General features: G+C 69.1%; 20 protein-coding genes and 1 pseudogene. 12 read left to right on the forward strand and 9 right to left on the reverse strand.

The window, feature by feature from the left end; all coding sequences use genetic code 11:
• The 9 genes from M878_RS69890 to M878_RS92300 all read left to right on the forward strand — a co-directional run.
• Positions 1-963 (forward strand): beta-ketoacyl-[acyl-carrier-protein] synthase family protein (locus M878_RS69890; RefSeq protein WP_023548499.1); only part of this gene is annotated, 963 nt, incomplete at its 5' end.
• Between the two features lie 5 nt (positions 964-968).
• Positions 969-2,090, forward strand: coding sequence for a beta-ketoacyl synthase N-terminal-like domain-containing protein (locus tag M878_RS69895; RefSeq protein ID WP_245238402.1), 1,122 nt, complete (start codon positions 969-971; stop codon positions 2,088-2,090).
• A 76-nt stretch (positions 2,091-2,166) separates the two neighbouring features.
• On the forward strand, positions 2,167-2,931 hold the full coding sequence (locus M878_RS69900; RefSeq protein ID WP_051430098.1) for an alpha/beta fold hydrolase: 765 nt from the start codon (positions 2,167-2,169) through the stop codon (positions 2,929-2,931).
• Complete coding sequence (locus tag M878_RS69905; protein WP_023548505.1) at positions 2,928-3,566, forward strand: 2-hydroxychromene-2-carboxylate isomerase; 639 nt, start codon at positions 2,928-2,930, stop codon at positions 3,564-3,566. Before M878_RS69900 ends, M878_RS69905 begins: the two co-directional genes overlap by 4 nt.
• Positions 3,563-3,736: a hypothetical protein gene (locus M878_RS97605; RefSeq protein WP_023548508.1), complete on the forward strand. Its 174-nt coding sequence runs from the start codon at positions 3,563-3,565 to the stop codon at positions 3,734-3,736. The genes M878_RS69905 and M878_RS97605 overlap by 4 nt, the downstream gene beginning before the upstream one ends.
• The gene (locus M878_RS69910; protein WP_023548510.1) at positions 3,736-5,169 is read left to right on the forward strand and encodes an aldehyde dehydrogenase family protein; all 1,434 of its coding nucleotides are present in this window, start codon (positions 3,736-3,738) and stop codon (positions 5,167-5,169) included. Before M878_RS97605 ends, M878_RS69910 begins: the two co-directional genes overlap by 1 nt.
• A gap of 26 nt (positions 5,170-5,195) precedes the next feature.
• On the forward strand, positions 5,196-5,849 hold the full coding sequence (locus M878_RS48370) for a helix-turn-helix transcriptional regulator (protein ID WP_023548512.1): 654 nt from the start codon (positions 5,196-5,198) through the stop codon (positions 5,847-5,849).
• A gap of 31 nt (positions 5,850-5,880) precedes the next feature.
• On the forward strand, positions 5,881-6,411 hold the full coding sequence (locus M878_RS69915; protein WP_023548514.1) for a DUF4188 domain-containing protein: 531 nt from the start codon (positions 5,881-5,883) through the stop codon (positions 6,409-6,411).
• A 163-nt stretch (positions 6,412-6,574) separates the two neighbouring features.
• Positions 6,575-7,393 (forward strand): acyl-CoA thioesterase, encoded by an 819-nt coding sequence (locus M878_RS92300; protein ID WP_023548516.1) that lies wholly within the window; start codon positions 6,575-6,577, stop codon positions 7,391-7,393.
• Between the two features lie 112 nt (positions 7,394-7,505).
• On the opposite strand, the gene M878_RS98930 is transcribed toward M878_RS92300, so the two are convergent.
• Both M878_RS98930 and M878_RS000000101885 read right to left on the reverse strand, forming a co-directional pair.
• Complete coding sequence (locus M878_RS98930) at positions 7,506-8,276, reverse strand: helix-turn-helix transcriptional regulator (protein WP_023548518.1); 771 nt, start codon at positions 8,274-8,276, stop codon at positions 7,506-7,508.
• A 103-nt stretch (positions 8,277-8,379) separates the two neighbouring features.
• Positions 8,380-9,237: a MarR family winged helix-turn-helix transcriptional regulator gene (locus M878_RS000000101885; RefSeq protein ID WP_425347901.1), complete on the reverse strand. Its 858-nt coding sequence runs from the start codon at positions 9,235-9,237 to the stop codon at positions 8,380-8,382.
• On the opposite strand from M878_RS000000101885, the gene M878_RS97610 reads away from it, so the two are divergent.
• Positions 9,236-9,379 (forward strand): hypothetical protein, encoded by a 144-nt coding sequence (locus M878_RS97610; RefSeq protein WP_023548521.1) that lies wholly within the window; start codon positions 9,236-9,238, stop codon positions 9,377-9,379. The two genes, M878_RS000000101885 and M878_RS97610, sit on opposite strands and share 2 nt — an antisense overlap.
• Before the next feature lie 36 nt (positions 9,380-9,415).
• Here the strand turns inward: M878_RS97610 and M878_RS000000100030 are convergent.
• From M878_RS000000100030 to M878_RS96545, 6 genes and pseudogenes are all read right to left on the reverse strand, one after another.
• A pseudogene (locus M878_RS000000100030) lies at positions 9,416-9,538 on the reverse strand (IS5/IS1182 family transposase); the annotation flags it as partial.
• A 134-nt stretch (positions 9,539-9,672) separates the two neighbouring features.
• On the reverse strand, positions 9,673-10,245 hold the full coding sequence (locus tag M878_RS69925; protein WP_023548523.1) for a Uma2 family endonuclease: 573 nt from the start codon (positions 10,243-10,245) through the stop codon (positions 9,673-9,675).
• Positions 10,246-10,822: 577 nt separating this feature from the next.
• Entirely contained in the window at positions 10,823-11,251 is a 429-nt protein-coding gene (locus M878_RS69930; protein WP_023548525.1) for a lasso peptide biosynthesis B2 protein, read from the reverse strand.
• 36 nt (positions 11,252-11,287) lie between these two features.
• The gene (locus M878_RS69935; RefSeq protein WP_023548527.1) at positions 11,288-11,548 is read right to left on the reverse strand and encodes a lasso peptide biosynthesis PqqD family chaperone; all 261 of its coding nucleotides are present in this window, start codon (positions 11,546-11,548) and stop codon (positions 11,288-11,290) included.
• A 1-nt stretch (position 11,549) separates the two neighbouring features.
• The gene (locus M878_RS69940; RefSeq protein ID WP_158692720.1) at positions 11,550-13,034 is read right to left on the reverse strand and encodes an asparagine synthase-related protein; all 1,485 of its coding nucleotides are present in this window, start codon (positions 13,032-13,034) and stop codon (positions 11,550-11,552) included.
• Between the two features lie 378 nt (positions 13,035-13,412).
• The gene (locus tag M878_RS96545; RefSeq protein WP_158692721.1) at positions 13,413-13,574 is read right to left on the reverse strand and encodes a lasso RiPP family leader peptide-containing protein; all 162 of its coding nucleotides are present in this window, start codon (positions 13,572-13,574) and stop codon (positions 13,413-13,415) included.
• 378 nt (positions 13,575-13,952) lie between these two features.
• Between M878_RS96545 and M878_RS69945 the strand changes: the two genes are divergently transcribed.
• Together M878_RS69945 and M878_RS000000100035 are read left to right on the forward strand one after the other, a co-directional pair.
• A complete protein-coding gene (locus M878_RS69945; RefSeq protein ID WP_023548533.1) occupies positions 13,953-14,237 on the forward strand; it encodes a DUF5132 domain-containing protein in 285 nt (94 codons plus the stop codon).
• 20 nt (positions 14,238-14,257) lie between these two features.
• Positions 14,258-14,590, forward strand: a complete 333-nt coding sequence (locus M878_RS000000100035) for a hypothetical protein (protein WP_023548535.1) — start codon at positions 14,258-14,260, stop codon at positions 14,588-14,590.
• Here M878_RS000000100035 and M878_RS69955 read toward each other — a convergent pair.
• The gene (locus M878_RS69955) at positions 14,572-15,558 is read right to left on the reverse strand and encodes a hypothetical protein (RefSeq protein ID WP_023548537.1); all 987 of its coding nucleotides are present in this window, start codon (positions 15,556-15,558) and stop codon (positions 14,572-14,574) included. The two genes, M878_RS000000100035 and M878_RS69955, sit on opposite strands and share 19 nt — an antisense overlap.
• Positions 15,559-15,601 lie beyond the last annotated feature (43 nt).

Here is a 15,601-nt window from a genome sequence, read left to right on the forward strand (position 1 = left end):
CTCGCGGTCGACGACGCCGGCCTCGACCGCGCCGAGCTGCGGCGCGGCCGGGCCGGGTCGGTCTTCGGCACGACCGGAGGCGAGACCCGCCTCCATGAGGACGCCTACGAGAGGTGGCTGGCCGAGGGGCCTGCCGCCGATTTCAGCGACCTCGTTCCGAAGATCCCCGCCTACCGGCTCGCCGTCGCGGCCAACCGCGAACTCGGCATCGACGGCGAGGCGGTGACGCTCGCCACCGCGTGCTCGGCGAGCAACTACGCGATCGGCTACGCCTACGACATGATCGCGGGCGGCGACTCCGACTACATGATCGCCGGTGGCTCGGAGGCCATGTGCGCGTTCGCCGTGGCCGGCTTCTACCGGCTCGGCGCTCTCGCGAAGGACGTGTGCACGCCCTTCGACGCGAACCGCAAGGGCATCCTCATCGGTGAGGGCAGCTCCGCTCTGCTGCTCGAGTCGCTGGACTCGGCGCTCGCCCGAGGCGCCAGGATCTACGCCGAAGTGCTCGGCTACGGGCTCAACTGCGATGCCAACCACATGGTTTCGCCGCTGGCCACGTCGATCGCCGAGTGCACCCGCCGGGCCCACGAGAACGCCGGGGTGAAGAAGGACGAGATCGACTACGTCTGCGCCCACGGCACCGGTACGCCGTCGAACGACTCCGCCGAGGTCGCCGCCATGCGCGAGGTCTTCGGCGACCAGCTCCCGCCGATGAGCTCGATCAAGTCGATGCTCGGTCACTCCATGGGCGCGGCAAGCGGTTTCGGCGCGATCGCGTGCTGCCTGGCGATCCGGGACGGTTTCATCCCGCCGACCATCAACCTCAACACGCTCGACCCGAACTTCGAGGGGATCGACGTGGTGCCCAACGTCTCGCGGGACGCCGACGTGCGGATCGTGCAGAACAACGGGTTCGCCTTCGGCGGCAACAACGCCATCACGATCTTCGGGAGGTACGAGTGAGCGCCATGGCCGTGACCGGATGGGGGGTGCTCTCCGCCATCGGCACCGGTGCAGAGGAGTTCTCCGAGGCCTGGGGCGAGCGCCGCAGCGGCCGCAAGGACGTGACGGAGATGTTCGAGCAGAAGCTCCCGTCCGAAACCGCCTGCGCCATCCCCGACTTCGACGTCAAGGCACACCTGGGCCGGAAGGGGACCAGCTTCTTCGACCGCTCGACGGCGCTGTCCGTGGTCACCTGCAAGCTCGCCCTCGAGGACGCCGGCCTGGTCCGCGACGCGAAGGACGAGGAGACCGACGGCGGCATCGGGCTCGTGCTCGGGCTGAGCAGCGGTGGGCCCCAGGCGATGTCGGACTTCATCCACGAGATGTACACCAGTGAGAAGCCGTACCTCGTCAACCCGCTGCTGTTCCCGTACGCGGTGATGAACGGCGCGGCGAGCGCCACGGCGATCTGGCACAACCTCAAGGGCGTCAACGCCACGGTGTCCGGCGGGCAGATGGCCTTCCTGACCGCGCTGCGGTACGCCCGCAACAAGGTGCGCAGCGGCTATGTGAACGCCGCGGTGGCCGGTGCGGTCGAGGAGTTCTCTCCGACCCGGGCCTGGGCGTCGCACCAGGCCCGCGGTGCCGGGGAGGAGCGTGTCGACCTCGGCGAGGGCGGTGCCTTCTTCGTGCTGGAGGACGCTCAGACCGTGCGGACGGCCGGCCGCGGCCTCGACGCGGAGATCCTGGCGGTCGAGTGCGGTCTCTACGGAGAGCCTGGCAGCAAGGACGACCCGGCCGTCGGCATGACGGAGTGCATCATCCGGGCGCTCGAAGCCGCCGGCGTCGCGGCGAGCGACGTCTGGGCGGTCGCGCCGTCGCTCTCTGGTTCGCCCAAGCGCGACCGGATCGAACGGGTGGCCATCACCGCGGCGCTGGGCACTGACACCCCGAACCTCCTGCCGGTCAAGGAACTGGTCGGAGAGACCTACTCCGCGGCAGGCGGCCTGCAGTTGGCCGCGCTGCTCGCGGAGCACCGCAGGAACCCCGAGCGCGACGGCGCGGTCTCCCTGGTCACGTCGCTCACCTCCGAGGGGATGGTCGGCGTGGCCGTGGTCCGAGGGTGGAGCCGTGCGACGAGCGCATAGCGCCTGGGAACCGGTCGCCCGGTCGGTGGTCGACGGCGTGTCACTGACAGCGCACAGCCCGGCCCATCGTCCGACGATGGTCATGCTGCACGGCCTGGAGGACGACTGGCAGAGCTGGAAGCCGATGGCGGACAGGCTGGGCGACCGGTTCCACTGCTATGCGATCGACCTGCCGTGGCGGGCCGGCGGCGGCTACGAGTGGCGCGCGGGCGGGACGGCCGCGCAATGGGTGGAGAACGCCCTGGCGCTGATCCCCCAGCCGATCTCGGTACTCGTCGCCCATTCCATGGGCGCGAACGCCGTGCTGCACTGGCTCGCGTCGGGCACGCCGCGGCGGGTCGACGCTCTGGTGCTGCTGTCCCCGTTCTACCGCCTGGCCTCCGCCCCGGTGGACTGGGCGATGTTCGACCGCTCGCTCGCCGACTTCCGGACCGTCATGGCGGCCGGGCTGCGAGCGCGTCTCGGTGAGCGCGCCGAGCGGCTCGAACCGGAGATCGTCAGCCTGATGGCCGAGAAGGCCCTCGACCGCATCGGTCCGGAGGGCTTTCTCAGCCTGTTCGACATCTTCATCTCCTCGTCCGGGATCGACCTCTCGTCGAACACCGTGCCGACACTCGTCGTCGGCGGCTCGGCCGATCCCGGCATCAGCGGTCCACGCGCCGAGGCCCTGGGCCGCGACATGCCGACCGCGGAGATCCGGCTCGAGGACGAGCTGACCCACTTCTGTCACATCGAGCAGCCCCAACGGGTGTCCGAACTCGTCTCGGAGTTCCTGCTCCGCCGCCTGCCCGCCGCCCTGGAGGGCGGGCGGCGGCCGGCACTGGAAGGAGTGCACCTGTGAGCAACCGCTACCCCCCGAAGTTCTACTTCTCCCTGCACAGCCCCTACAGCTGGATGGCGAGCAGGCTGCTGGCCGAGCGCTGCCCGGATGCGCTCGAGTCGATGCAGTGGATTCCGTATTTCTACCCGGACGAGCAGACCTGGAAGTCGATGGCGGAAAGGGGGATCGAGCTGCACTACGCGGACATGAGCAAGGCCAAGCACCTCTACATCCTCCAGGACGTCAAGCGGCTGTCCGCGCGGTTCGGCTTCGACATGGCCTGGCCGGTCGACCGCGAGCCGTGGTGGGTGCTGCCACACCACGCGTGGCTCGCCGCCAAGCGGACCGGCGACCAGAACGCTCTGTACTGGGCGCTGGTCGAGGCCCGTTGGGGTCGCGGTGAGAACATCTGCGACCGGGAGACGGTGCGCAAGATCGCCGACGCGGCCGGGCTCGACGGCGAGGCGCTGAGCGCCGCACCCGAGGACCCGGAGCTGCGCGAAGAGGGCATGGCCGCGCAGGAGGCGGCCTACCTGGACGACGTGTTCGGCGCGCCGTACTTCAAGATCGGCCCCCAGCGGTACTGGGGCCTGGACCGCCTCGACGACTTCATCGCGGGATTCCGGCAGTGGCAGCAGAAGGGCAAGGCGGCATGACGACGCAGCCGAACGCCGACCGGACACCGGAGGCGGAGAGCCTGACAGGCCTGCGTCGCCCGGTACCGGTCGTCCTCGACATCGACGACGATCCGATGGAGGGCATTCCGGCCGAACTGGTCGACATGGTGGGCCAGTTCGACCGGGACACCGCGGGCGGCTGCGGCTGATGGCGTCCGTACCCGCACAGACACACTGGATCGACGGCGCCTGGACCACCGGGCACACCCGGTGGATCGACGTGGTCGACCCGACGACCGAGGAGCGCCTGGCGGCCGTGCCGGCGGGCACCACGGCGGACGCGGAACTCGCGGTCGCGGCGGCCGCGAAGGCCTTCGGCCACTGGTCCGCCGTCCCGCTCGAGGACCGCGTGGCCGCAGTACGGGCGGTCGCGAAGGGGCTGTCGGCCCGGCACGACGAAATCGCCGCGACGATCACCGCGGAGGTCGGTGTGCCGACGTGGTTCTCGCAACGGGTACAGGCGAGCCTGCCGGCCGCCACCTCGGCTGCGGTCGCCGGCATCGCGGAGGAGTTCGCCTGGACCGAGCAGATCGGGCACTCCACCGTGATCCGCGAGCCGGTCGGGGTGGTCGCGGCGATCACCCCGTGGAACTTCCCGCTGCACCAGGCCGTCGCCAAGGTCGTACCGGCGCTACTGGCCGGGAACACGGTGGTGCTGAAGCCGAGCGAGATCGCCCCGCTGACCGCGCGGTTCCTCGCCGAGGTCACCCGCGAGGCTCAGATCCCCGACGGCGTCCTCAACATCGTCCACGGCGAGGGCCCGGTGGTCGGCGAGGCGCTCGCCACCCACCCCGGCGTCGACATGGTGTCCTTCACCGGATCGACGGCGGCAGGCAAGCGGGTCGCGGCACTCGCCGCGGGGACCGTCAAGCGGGTCGCCCTGGAACTGGGCGGCAAGTCCGCCAACCTGGTGCTTCCGGACGCCGATCTCCTCGCCGCCGTCCGGGCCGGCGTCGCGAACTGCTTCATGAACAGCGGCCAGATGTGCTGGGCCTGGTCCCGCATGCTGGTGCCCGCCGCGCTGCACAGCCAGGCGGTGGAGGCGGCGGCCGCGGAAGCGGCGGCCTTCACCGTCGGCGATCCCGTCCAGCCGGACACCCGCCTGGGCCCGCTGGCGTCCGCCGCCCAGCGCGACCGCGTGCGGGGCTACATCGAGCGCGGAGTCGCCGACGGCGCACAGCTCGCGGCCGGCGGCCCGACACCGCCGGACGGGCTCGACCGCGGCTACTTCGTCCGACCGACCGTCTTCGGCGGGGTCGATCCGACCGCGGTGATCGCCCAGGAGGAGATCTTCGGGCCGGTGCTGTCGATCATCCCGTACTCCTCCGAGGACGAGGCGGTGGAGATCGCGAACGCCACCCGGTACGGCCTCGGCGGCGCAGTGTTCTCCGCGGACCCCGACCATGCGCTGGCCGTCGCCAGGCAACTTCGCACCGGACAGGTCGACATCAACGGCGCGGCCTTCAACGCGGTTGCCCCGTTCGGCGGCTACCGCCAGTCGGGGAACGGCCGCGAGCTCGGCCGCTTCGGGCTGGAGGAATTCTGCGAGGTCAAGTCAATCCAACGATCGGCATCCGTGTGACGGTCGCTGCAGGGAAGTGAGGCACCGTGCCGACCCGCACGCTCGACGACGGCATCGAGATCATCCTGATGATCCGCGACGACATGCGGCGCTACGGGGTCGAGGGAATGTTCCGTTCGCTCGACACTCCGCTGACGACGCATGCCTGCACGGACTTCGGTGAGCTCGCCAGATTCTCCAACGGCCAGCTGATCGTCTCCTCCGACGATGTCGCGGGTCCCATCTCCGACGAGACCGCCGGCACCCTGCGCGCGCACGGCATCCGTATGCTCATCCTGGTCGACTCGGCCGCCGCGCTCGACCAGTCGTGGGCCGATTGCGCTCATGGCTTCCTCGACTGGGCGGACCTCCGCCCGGAGTCACTGCGCGACGCGATCGCCGACGTCGCGTCCGGGCGGTTCCACATGTCGGAGTCCCTGGCACGGCGGTCGGTGACGGCACCCGAGCAGGCCGAGAGCGACCCGACCGCGCGGCGGTCCTCGATCTCGCTGACGGCACGTGAACTCCAGGTGCTGCGGCTGATCGCCGGCGGGCTGAGCAACCGGCAGGTCGCGCGCTCGCTGAGCATCTCCGAGCACGGCGTCAAACGCCTGGTCGGAATCGTCCTGGCCAAGCTCAACTGCCCGAACCGCACCCTCGCCGTGGTCCGAGCCATCGAGTTGGGGCTCCTCACCCTCTGAATCGGCCGTTGCCCGGAAGGAGCATCGACTCATGTCACAGGTCCACCGCGGCCGCCACACCGCACACATCGAGGGCGACTTCGTCGTCTTCCTGATCGGCATGCATGTGAACCGCCCCTGGCGGATCCACAAGTGGTGGCCGGTCTTCCGCTCGATGTTCGGCATGATCAAGGATCTGCGCGAGCATCCCGAGAAGGGCGCCCTGTGCAGTTACTTCGCGCTGATCTCCGGCGTCGGGCCGGCGGTCGTGCAGTACTGGCGCAGCTTCGAGCATCTCGAGGCCTTCGCCCGGAACACCGACGACCCGCATCTGCCGTCCTGGCGGCGGTACAACCAGCGGGTCCTCAAGTCCGGGGACGTCGGCATCTGGCACGAGACGTACCTGGTGAAGGACGGGCAGTACGAGACCGTCTACGCGAACATGGGACGCATCGGGCTCGCCCGGGCCGGCGAGCTGAAGCCCGTACAGGCCAAGGGCCACACGGCCGGGCGCCGGCTCGGCCGCACCGCCGAGGACGACTTCCCCGACGGCACCCGCCCAGGGGGCGGTTCGCCGTCGTAGTGCCCGCAAGTGCCATGGCCGGGGACCACCACGCGGCCCCCGGCCGTCGTATCGGGCCGACGGCCTCACTCCTTGGGCGTGGCCCCTCGGTTTGCGCTTGGCCCCTCGGTCTTCTCAGTCTTCCCGGTCGTCGACGGCCGGTCCGATGGAAAGGTGATGCACGATGAACGCTGCCACGACGAGCGAGGCGCTGCTGCCGCCCATCGACAGGTCGTGGCGGACCTGGGCCGGCGCTCTCGGCGGCCTGGTGTCCACGCTGATGCTTCGGCATGCAGGTGACCAGCTGACCGTGGACCTGGCGCCCAGGGCGCTGCACAGCTCGTTCCTCGCCCCGGTGTCGGACCACCCGCTGCTGGTGCGGTCGGAGGTGGTGCGCCAGTCGCGGACCAGCGCCGTGGTGCGCTCGACGCTCGAGCAGCACGAACGGCCGGTGGCACTGGCGACGGCACTGTTCGGCACCATCGGGGACAAGCCGACGCTGCAGGCGGCTGAGGCACCGGTTGTGCCGTCGCCCGAGGACTGCCCGGATGCCGGGTTCCCGGCCCGGATGTTCCCGTACGCCGCCCACTTCGAGACCAGGATGGCGGGCGAGGAGCGGCCGTTCGGCGGGGGGACGCACCCCGAGATGACCGCCTGGCTGCGGTTGCGGGAGCCCGACCTGCCGATTGCCGCGGCGGCGCTGGTCCTGCTCGACGCGATGCCTCCAGCGGTATACGCGGCGGCCTCCGAGCTGGTCGCGGTACCGACCGCCGAGTACTCGGTGCACTTCACCGACGGACTGTCGTTCGCCGAGAGCGGCGACTGGGCGCTGGTCCGGGTCGGGACGGATCAGTCGAGTGACAGATGGACAGTAGAGTCCAGCAGCCTGTGGAACGCGGACGGCACCCTGCTCGCGGTCGGCCGGCAGACCCGTCAGTTCCTGCGTCCGACAGCGCCCGGCAGCGCCCTCAAGGTTCCGCCCACCTGGTGGCAGCGCGCCTGACCCCGCTCACCCGCAATCGTCCGGGATTCCTCCCGAAAAAGAGCACAAAATAAACACAAAGAAAGAAATACCTGCCTCCCGCCCCCGGTCGACCGAGGACAGGAGGCAGGGGTCAGGCCGAGTACCGGTACGGCAATTCCTCGTCGCGACCGCCACGCCTCAGCAGACCGTCCCGCAGTGCGTGCACGCCGGCTTGGAAGCGGGAATTCGCATCGAGTCGGCTCATGAGCTCGGCCACCCGCCGCCGATAGGTGCGGAGCGATATTCCCAGCCGCCGGGCGGCAACCTCGTCCTTGGACCCGCCAGCCAGTTCATTGACGATCTGCAGATCCGCCTCGTCGAACTCGGACCGGGGGTAGCGCAAATAGCTCACCGGCTCGCTGGCGCCATTCCAGACGGCCGTGAGCAATGACTGCAGATTCTTGATCACCGGCGGCGCCCAGATCGCCAGGCACTGCTCCTGGGAGAGGCTCACCTGGGTACGCATGAAGGCGACCTGGGAGTCCACGATCACGAGTTCCTGCAGCTTGGTGTCGGTGACCCGGACCCGGATGCCGCACTCCGCGGCGGACAGCAGGTAGTCCGGAGTGCACCAGCTGGGGAGGTCGTCGCAACGATAGAGCTCTCGCACGGCGACCCTCCGCCGTGCCGCGTCACCAACTATTTTCTGAACCGTCCGGCGCCGTTCGCTGGAGTACCATTCCGATTTCAGTGCCGATATCATCACGTCGTAGCGGGCCCGCATGACGGACTGCAGCGCGGATATCCGCATCTCGTCCGCATTGTCGAATTGCTCGATGAGCCTGCCCTGCTCAACTCCCGAAAGTATTTCCGCACGAGTCACCTGATGCGTGCCTGAAGGCGCCAGCAAGAATTCCCCCATGGGCTTGACCCCTGAACTTTCTCCTTCAAACTATACCGGCCGAGAACTCCACTCAAGCGTGACCTACACCAAATTCGTGCATATACTCGGGGTCGGCAGGGGTTCAGCGGCGGGCCGCGGAGATGCCTTCAAGCCACTCACGGATCGCGGCTCGCTGCTCCGGCGTGAACGCGGCTTCCAATTCGGCTTCGCAGCGGTCGACGGCCTTGCGGGCAGCGGCCAGACGTGTCCGCCCGGACTCGGTGACGAAGATCTGATGGCTGCGCCGGTCGGACGGATTCGTCCGCCGCTCGATCAGCCCCTCCTGCTCGAGCCCGACAAGCATCTCGTTGGCGGCCTGCCGGGAGCTCGCCACCTCCCGGGCGATGTCCGACGCCGACATCCCGGGCCGCACCTCGGCCATCAGCAGGGTGGCGTACTGCGAGGTCGACAGCCCGAACGCCGTGAGCTCCCCGGCGATCGCCGACCTCATGTTCAGCCAGACCCTGCGGACCAGGAAGGTCAGCGAGCCGACTGCGGCCCTGCGGGGATCCAACGCTCCGCCTCCTCGGCTAGTGGCAGGTTCTTGACGATGACCCGAGACCACCGGGCTTGTCAAGTTCTTGTCGAACAGAGCAAAGCCCACCCGCCACCCAGGGGCCCTGGCCTCGATCCCTGACCGGTGACGAAGCCCGAGCCGGGCGATCGGCCGGTCGGGGGTGCTGGTGGCGAGGCAGGTGATCCCCAGGCCGTCCGCGTCGGCGATCCTCAACTGCACGCCGGGATGAGGTCGTTCCTTGCGAACACCAAGGTCCGCTTCGGCAATCCCTACCGGAAGGGAGCACTCGGGCTCGCGGCATTCGGCGCGGTGAGAACCAAAGACACCTGCCTGCAAGCCCGTTACAAGCGGATCACCACCCGCCGCGGCCCGCTCAGGGCCCTGGTCGCCGTCGAGCTCGATCACCACCGCGATCTGGCACATGCTCAGCGACAACGTCACCTACCGCGAGCTCGGCGCCTACTTCACCCAGCGCAACCCCCAACGCGCCACCCGCCGCGCGATCAACGCCCTCAACCAGCACGGCTACACCGTCACCCGCAACCCGCGGGGAGCCACAGCCTGACCACGCCACGGCCAAGCACCCGGCAGCCTCTGCGGCCACCGGACGCCCAGCCCAGTCCCGCAATTGCAGCCAGCAGGTCATGCCCGAGCCGGAGCCCAGTTCCTTCGGCAGGTACTTTCACCGGATCCCGGTGTGCAGCACGTACACGATCCCGCACAGCACCTCCGCCGGCGCTTGAGGAGGAGTTCGCCGACGAGGTTGGTGAGGCCAGGAGCGTCGGAGGGATGCCGACCAGGGCGCGTGTGCGTACGAGGTCAGGCGTCAGGATCCCTCCGCTCATCCCGACGTCGGGATCAGGCTCCGTAGCGGGGCAGGACGCCAGTGTCGAGCGGGGACGGCAGAGGGGCGGGCAGTTCGACCACCTCTCCATACTCTCCATGGACCTGACCGCAGTACTCTCCGCCCTTAGGACGGGTATGCAGAGTCCAGCGACCGGTACGAGGGTCCAGGACAAGCAGGACGGCGACCCCGGCTCGGGCGTACCAGCCATTCTTGTCGGTGATGTCCTTCGCCTTCTCCGACTGGGAGATCACCTCGACAGCCAAGGCGACATCACCAGGGTCGGCCAGCCAGGAATCGTCCTCGTCCCACTCCACGGGCAGGACCGTCAGATCGGGCGTGGCGTAGTCGTCCGGATCCTCCGGCATGGCGACCGAGGACATCTCGTACGGCGCCAGGCCCCCGGGCAGCCGAGGCTCGATCTGCACCCGCAGGCGCCGGATAGTGCCAGCGTGCTTGCCGCGTGGGGTGGGGGACATCACGAGGCTGCCTCCGATGATCTCGACCCGTAGCCCGGTGGAAGCTTCGATGCGTTCGGCGACCTCGCGCAGGTTTCCGGGGCGCGGGTGCAGCACGGGAAGGGTCACAGCTGCCCACCTCCTCATCGGTGGCCGTTCGATCACTACCGTACCGGTCGAGCCCTCGCCACGGCAGGTAACCAGAGCCGCGCCCAGGCCCGGCGCCGCCATCCGCTACCCGGCAGGCCAGGTAAACCAGCCCGCGAACCTCAAGGAACACGATCCCCACCTCCGCGTACCCGCCGGGGGGACAGGGGATACCAGGGGAGCCACAGGGGAACACGGATCTCTCGAATCCCTTTAACCACAAGGGATCCCCCACGTCCATCCCCTGCCGCGTGCGCACTTACCTTCCTGACCTGCGGAAACGCCGGAGAACCGGGACAGACATCCCCGTTTGCATCCTGCTGGATCCCCCTCGATCCTGCTCGATCTGGCACCCGTGCTGACACGTCAGCACGCCCCACCGATCGTTTGCGCGGCGCAATCTGGTTCCCGCTTGAAGCTGGCAATTTACTGGCCATCACTTGGGTAGATCGCGATGCTTAAACGATGCGCTAGAGCAAACTCTGGTGGCGGCGACCGGATTGACCCCGACGAGGCGCTGTCCAGCGGCCTGATGCTGAAGGCCAGAACCCCCTGCTTCTCAGACACGCTGCCTGTGGTGGGGCGGCACGGTCATGATGCGGCGGTACTGGGCGATGGCGGTGTCCTCGTCCACGGGGACTGCCTCGACCTCGACCCAGGCGTGCGCGGCGAAGGGCTGGGTGCGCACGCCGGTGCACCAGGTGGGCCAGCTCCCCCGCATGCGACACAGCAGTGTGGTGGCCAGGGAGCGCTGGAGGCAGCCTTCCCCCGCGCAGGCCAGGCTCAGGGATGTGATCTCGGTGCGGGCGCGCTGGGCTTCACCACGGGTGGCGGGGCGCGCCCCGCGTCGTACCAGGAGCAGGATGGTGCGGATGCGCCCCGGGGGAAGGCGGCTGAGCAGCCAGGCGACGGTGATGGCCAGCCGAATGGGAGGCCGGCGCCACCATGCGGGACGGTCCGCTGTGGGGAGGGCGGTGTGGACGCTCATGCGGAAGCCGTGTTCTGTGTGGAGAGGGATCGTGGATCAGGCGAGAGAGCCAAGACCGCGCCGGGCCAGGTCGGCCAGAAACGCGTTGACGTCGGCTGCGGCTTGGGCAGGCGTGGCATCAGTGCCTGCCGTGAGCCGGTGGACCGCCTCCTCCTGGCTCGCTCCGTTCAGGAGGGCGGTCAGGGTGGCGGAGCCCGTCCCGTTCAGCTCGAAATAGCCGCCCGTGCGCTCGTCGAGGATGACCATGCCGGTGTCGGTGGTGACGGCGGTGACATGTCGGTGCAGCCGAAAGGCCATGTCATGTGCTCCTGGTGGACCGTACGGTGCTTCTGGACGGGGTGGCGGCAGGCAGGGTGAGGCGTCCGTGGTGCAGCCAGTGCTCCACCACAAGGGTGTCTTCGAGGTCGGCGGAGATACGCGGTACCGGAGTGTGCAGCGCCGCGCCCAGGGCTGCGGCGTCCAGCAGACCGGCCTGGGCCAGTCGGGAGCGCTCCACGAGCTGGTTCAGGGCGGCCCGCTGTTCACGCAAGCCCGCGTAGAAGTCGGTGTCGGTGCTGCCCTTCGTCGCGCGGGCGAGCAGGTGACCGGGCATCAGGCCGTGCATGGCCCGGGCCAGGAGTGGTTTGTAGGCGAAGGGTGTCCCACGCTCGTGAGTACGCACCGCGAGACAGGCTTCCACCACGCGGTCGTCGAGGAACGGCAGCCCCATCCACGGCTGGTCGTACTCCTGGCGCATCAGCCGGTAGAGCTGGGAAACGGCCCGCAGCCGGTGCAGGGTCTGGTGCTGTCCCCGGTCGGCGGCAAGGGGCAGCGCGGTCGTCGCAGCTTCCTCCAGGAGGTCGGCGACCAGCAGGGCTGCCCGGCGCGTGGCCCATGGTGCCATGCGCACCGGCGGTCCCCATCCCAACGGCACGTGGTGGGAAGGCTCGGTCGGCGGGCCACCGCGCAGGCGGCGAGCCTGGTCGCGCAGCCACTGCGGGTAGGAGCGTCGGTCGACGAGCCCTCGTAGCGCGAGGCTCAAGGGCCAGCGGCGGACCGAACGGTGGCCGCGCAGGTGACGGACGGCGAGAAGCGGGTGGGCCGGCAACAGGTCGCCGAGGTAACCGGGCGGGGTCTGGAGAACCTCGTCGCCGCCGTGGCCCGCGAGTTGAAGGACGACTCCGTGCCCGCGGTAGCGAGCGGCGGTCGCGTCGAACACGGCCCTGCCTCGCAGCACCCCGGACGGAGCGTCCGCCGGGCTGCCCGGCTCGCCCAGGTTCTCGTACTGGCCAGGCAGTTCGTCGTCGGCCAGCGACAGCGCCACCGTGTCCGGCAGATGGCTTCGGGCCAGGTTGGCCCAGTGTGTGTCGTCGTTGGCCGGATCCCGGAACGCCAAGGTCATCGTGTGCAAGGAGGCGCCGGCGGCGCTCGCGAGGAACGCCAGCGCGGTGGAGTCCATGCCTCCGGACAGGTCACAGCCCACCGCAGATTCCGGTGCCTGGGCGATCCGCAGGGCCACGGCCTCGGCGAGAGCGGCTCGCAGCGCCGCCGCGCCGGTCTCCACCGGCCGGTCGGGAAGAGGCGGTGACCACCAGGGCCGGTGCGCGGATCCGCCGTGCGCGCCGACCGTCAGCGCGTCGCCCGGCGGGACGGCGAAGACGCCCTGCCAGGCGGTGAGACCGTCCAGCAGATGTGGGGGCCCGCCGGTGATGAGTCGTACGGCCAGCCATCGCTCGTCCAGGTCGGCGCCCGACAGGTCCGCCAGGATGTCCGCGCGGTCCGCCGCGACCGTGATGCCGTGCATACGCGCCGTGTAGACGCGACGCAGACCGGAAGCCGTGCCCCGAAGCCGGAACCGGCCCGGTCCCGAGACGGCCACATGCACGCTTCCCGCCGACGCTGAAGGCCCCGGAACGCCTTGGTCAGTGCTCAGGGGCGGCAGGAGACGGGCAAGGGATGCCACGTCTGCACCTGCGTGACCGATGACGGCCACCCTCAGGTCGCCCGTCGACAGGACCTGGCAGTGGCCCGTCGGCACCCGGCCGACCAACCAGGGTCTGCCGGACGCGTGCCGGGCCAGGACCGACCCTTCACACCGGAGCTCTTCCAGCACCCGGAGGGCGGCAGGACAGTCGGGTACGGCGACGAACCACTGCACAGGAGACCTCACTTCAGACGGGCATCACGCTTCAAAACGGCCGATACCGGCTTCCCTGTACTTCCCGTAACCACCGCGCGTGTCGTGTGCGAACCTCCCGGCCTCCGCGACCATCGGCGGCTCGTAGGCGACCGGCTCCTCGACAGCCACCCGCTCCTCGTTCGTGAGCACCTTCTGGATTTCCATGCCCATCCCTCCTCAGGAATCAGGACGGGGCGCATCCCCGCCGCTGGAATGAATACCTGCCGCCATCTTCCTCAAACCCCCTGAACAGACGCTGATTTCAGCCAACATCCATCAATTCTTGCAGTTCGAACCCGAGTCCAAATAGGCACGCATCAAGGCCTGTTGACCAATTATTGAGCATGCCCGCTCAGGTGAGGTAATCACCACCGTCGATCACTTTCCACTCCCAAGAGTGAAGCCTTCCCGCATCACGGTCCTACGGTGCGCCAGTCGGCTAGCCTGGCACACATCTCCCTTTGGCCATACGGGAGTTCGGCGCACCGGAGCGCATCGCGCCCTTCAAGGATGAATCACCGCAACACCAGAGAGAGAGCCGCCATGCCTCCTGTCGTTCCCCCGTTCCTGCTAGGGCTTGTCTTTGCTCCCCTGGCCAAGCGTCTGGTGAAGCCGCTGGTCCGCGGCACCGTCAAGACGTCGATGAGCCTTGTCATGGAGTTGAAGAAGGCAGCGCACGAGGCTGGTGAGGAACTGCACGACATGACCGCGGAGGTCGCTGCCGAGTTGATCGGCGCCGAACTCCGGGAAGAGGAAACAGCCGTCGGCAAGCCGGTCAAGCCTCGGAGCCCTGCCGGCTCGGGTACTGCGGCCGGAAAGGCCCGCTAAGTCGGCCGACGGAGCACGGAATGACGATTCAGCATCCTGGGGACGACGGCATGGTCAGATTTTTCTCGACCGCGCCGCCGTCCCCATTCGTCCTGCCCCAGACAAGGAAATGCGTGACTGAATACGGTGACGTTTTGGCCGACATCACGACCACGACTGACATCATGGAAGAGAGCGACTCCGCTACGAATGTGCTGTACAGGGCGGAGCTGGTGCTCAACAACGGCTCATACACTCTCGTCGTGCGGGATCTCGTACACGGCACGCTGCGAATGACCGGTGTGCCCAGGAGGATGGTGGCAAAGTTCCCCGCCTACCTTTCGATGCTCAATCTTCAGCACGTGGATGAATGAACCGAACTGCCTTCGGCGGCCGGCTCGGGGACAGGATCCGGGACGGCGGGCAGCCGGAGCCGCTCGCCTCGCTCCAGCCGCCACCGGATCCAGGTGAGCAGCACCGGCCTGGGCAGCAGGGTGTAGACGCGGGTCGGACTGCGCTTGACGGCGAGGGCGCGCAGCGGGCGCGGGCGGAGCAGGAAGACCTGGGCGAACCGGACCAGGGACCGGCGGTCGGCGGCGGCGAGGTCGCACAGCAGGTCGTCGCAGAGCCGCCGCCAGACTTCGTGGAGGCGGGCGCGGGCGGCTTCGACGCCGACGGCCCAGACACACATGCGGTAGAAGTTGCAGGAGTCGTCGGCCACGTCCTTGGCATAGCCGACAACGTCACTGATCAGTTCTCCCATCGCGTGCATGTGTCCCGCGAGCCGGTCGAACGACTCGTCCCCGGGCAGCCCGGCGAGGCGTCGGCCGAACCCCGTCATGATCCGCACGTCGGACGACCGCCCGTGACAGGCACGCACGAGATCGTCCACGCTGTACTGAGCGCGGCGGCTCATGGTCTCGGTCTCCCAGCGGGCGTACTCCTCCAGCGCGCGCAGATCGGCGAGTGCCTCGGCGGTGTCACAGCCGTATCCGCGCAGCACCTCCTCGATGCCGTCGCGCCAGGCGGTGCCCGCCGGAGGGCCGTCCGCCTGCTCCCGCTCGACGGCGAGATCGCCGACGTAGACCAGCGCCTCCAGATTGAGCAGCGGGGGCCAGTAGTAGTCCAGCGCGTCGTGCGGACAGCCGAGGAGACGCAGGGTGTGGACGCAGTGCAGCGTGACGGCACCGGCCTTGAGCTGGTGCCGGAGGGTGACGGCGGTGCGCTCCCAGGCCATGGGGGGATCGGCGGACAAGGGCCGCTCCCAGGCGCGCTCGGCGGCGCCCCGAGCACCGCGCGACACCAGCGGACGGCGCGCCTTCGCACTCTTCGTGGCGGTCATACGAGCCTTCCTCGGCGACGGGGTGAACGGGCGGCCGGCGCGG

It is taken from the genome of Streptomyces roseochromogenus subsp. oscitans DS 12.976 (assembly GCF_000497445.1).
GTDB classification, from domain to species: Bacteria; Actinomycetota; Actinomycetes; order Streptomycetales; family Streptomycetaceae; genus Streptomyces; species Streptomyces oscitans.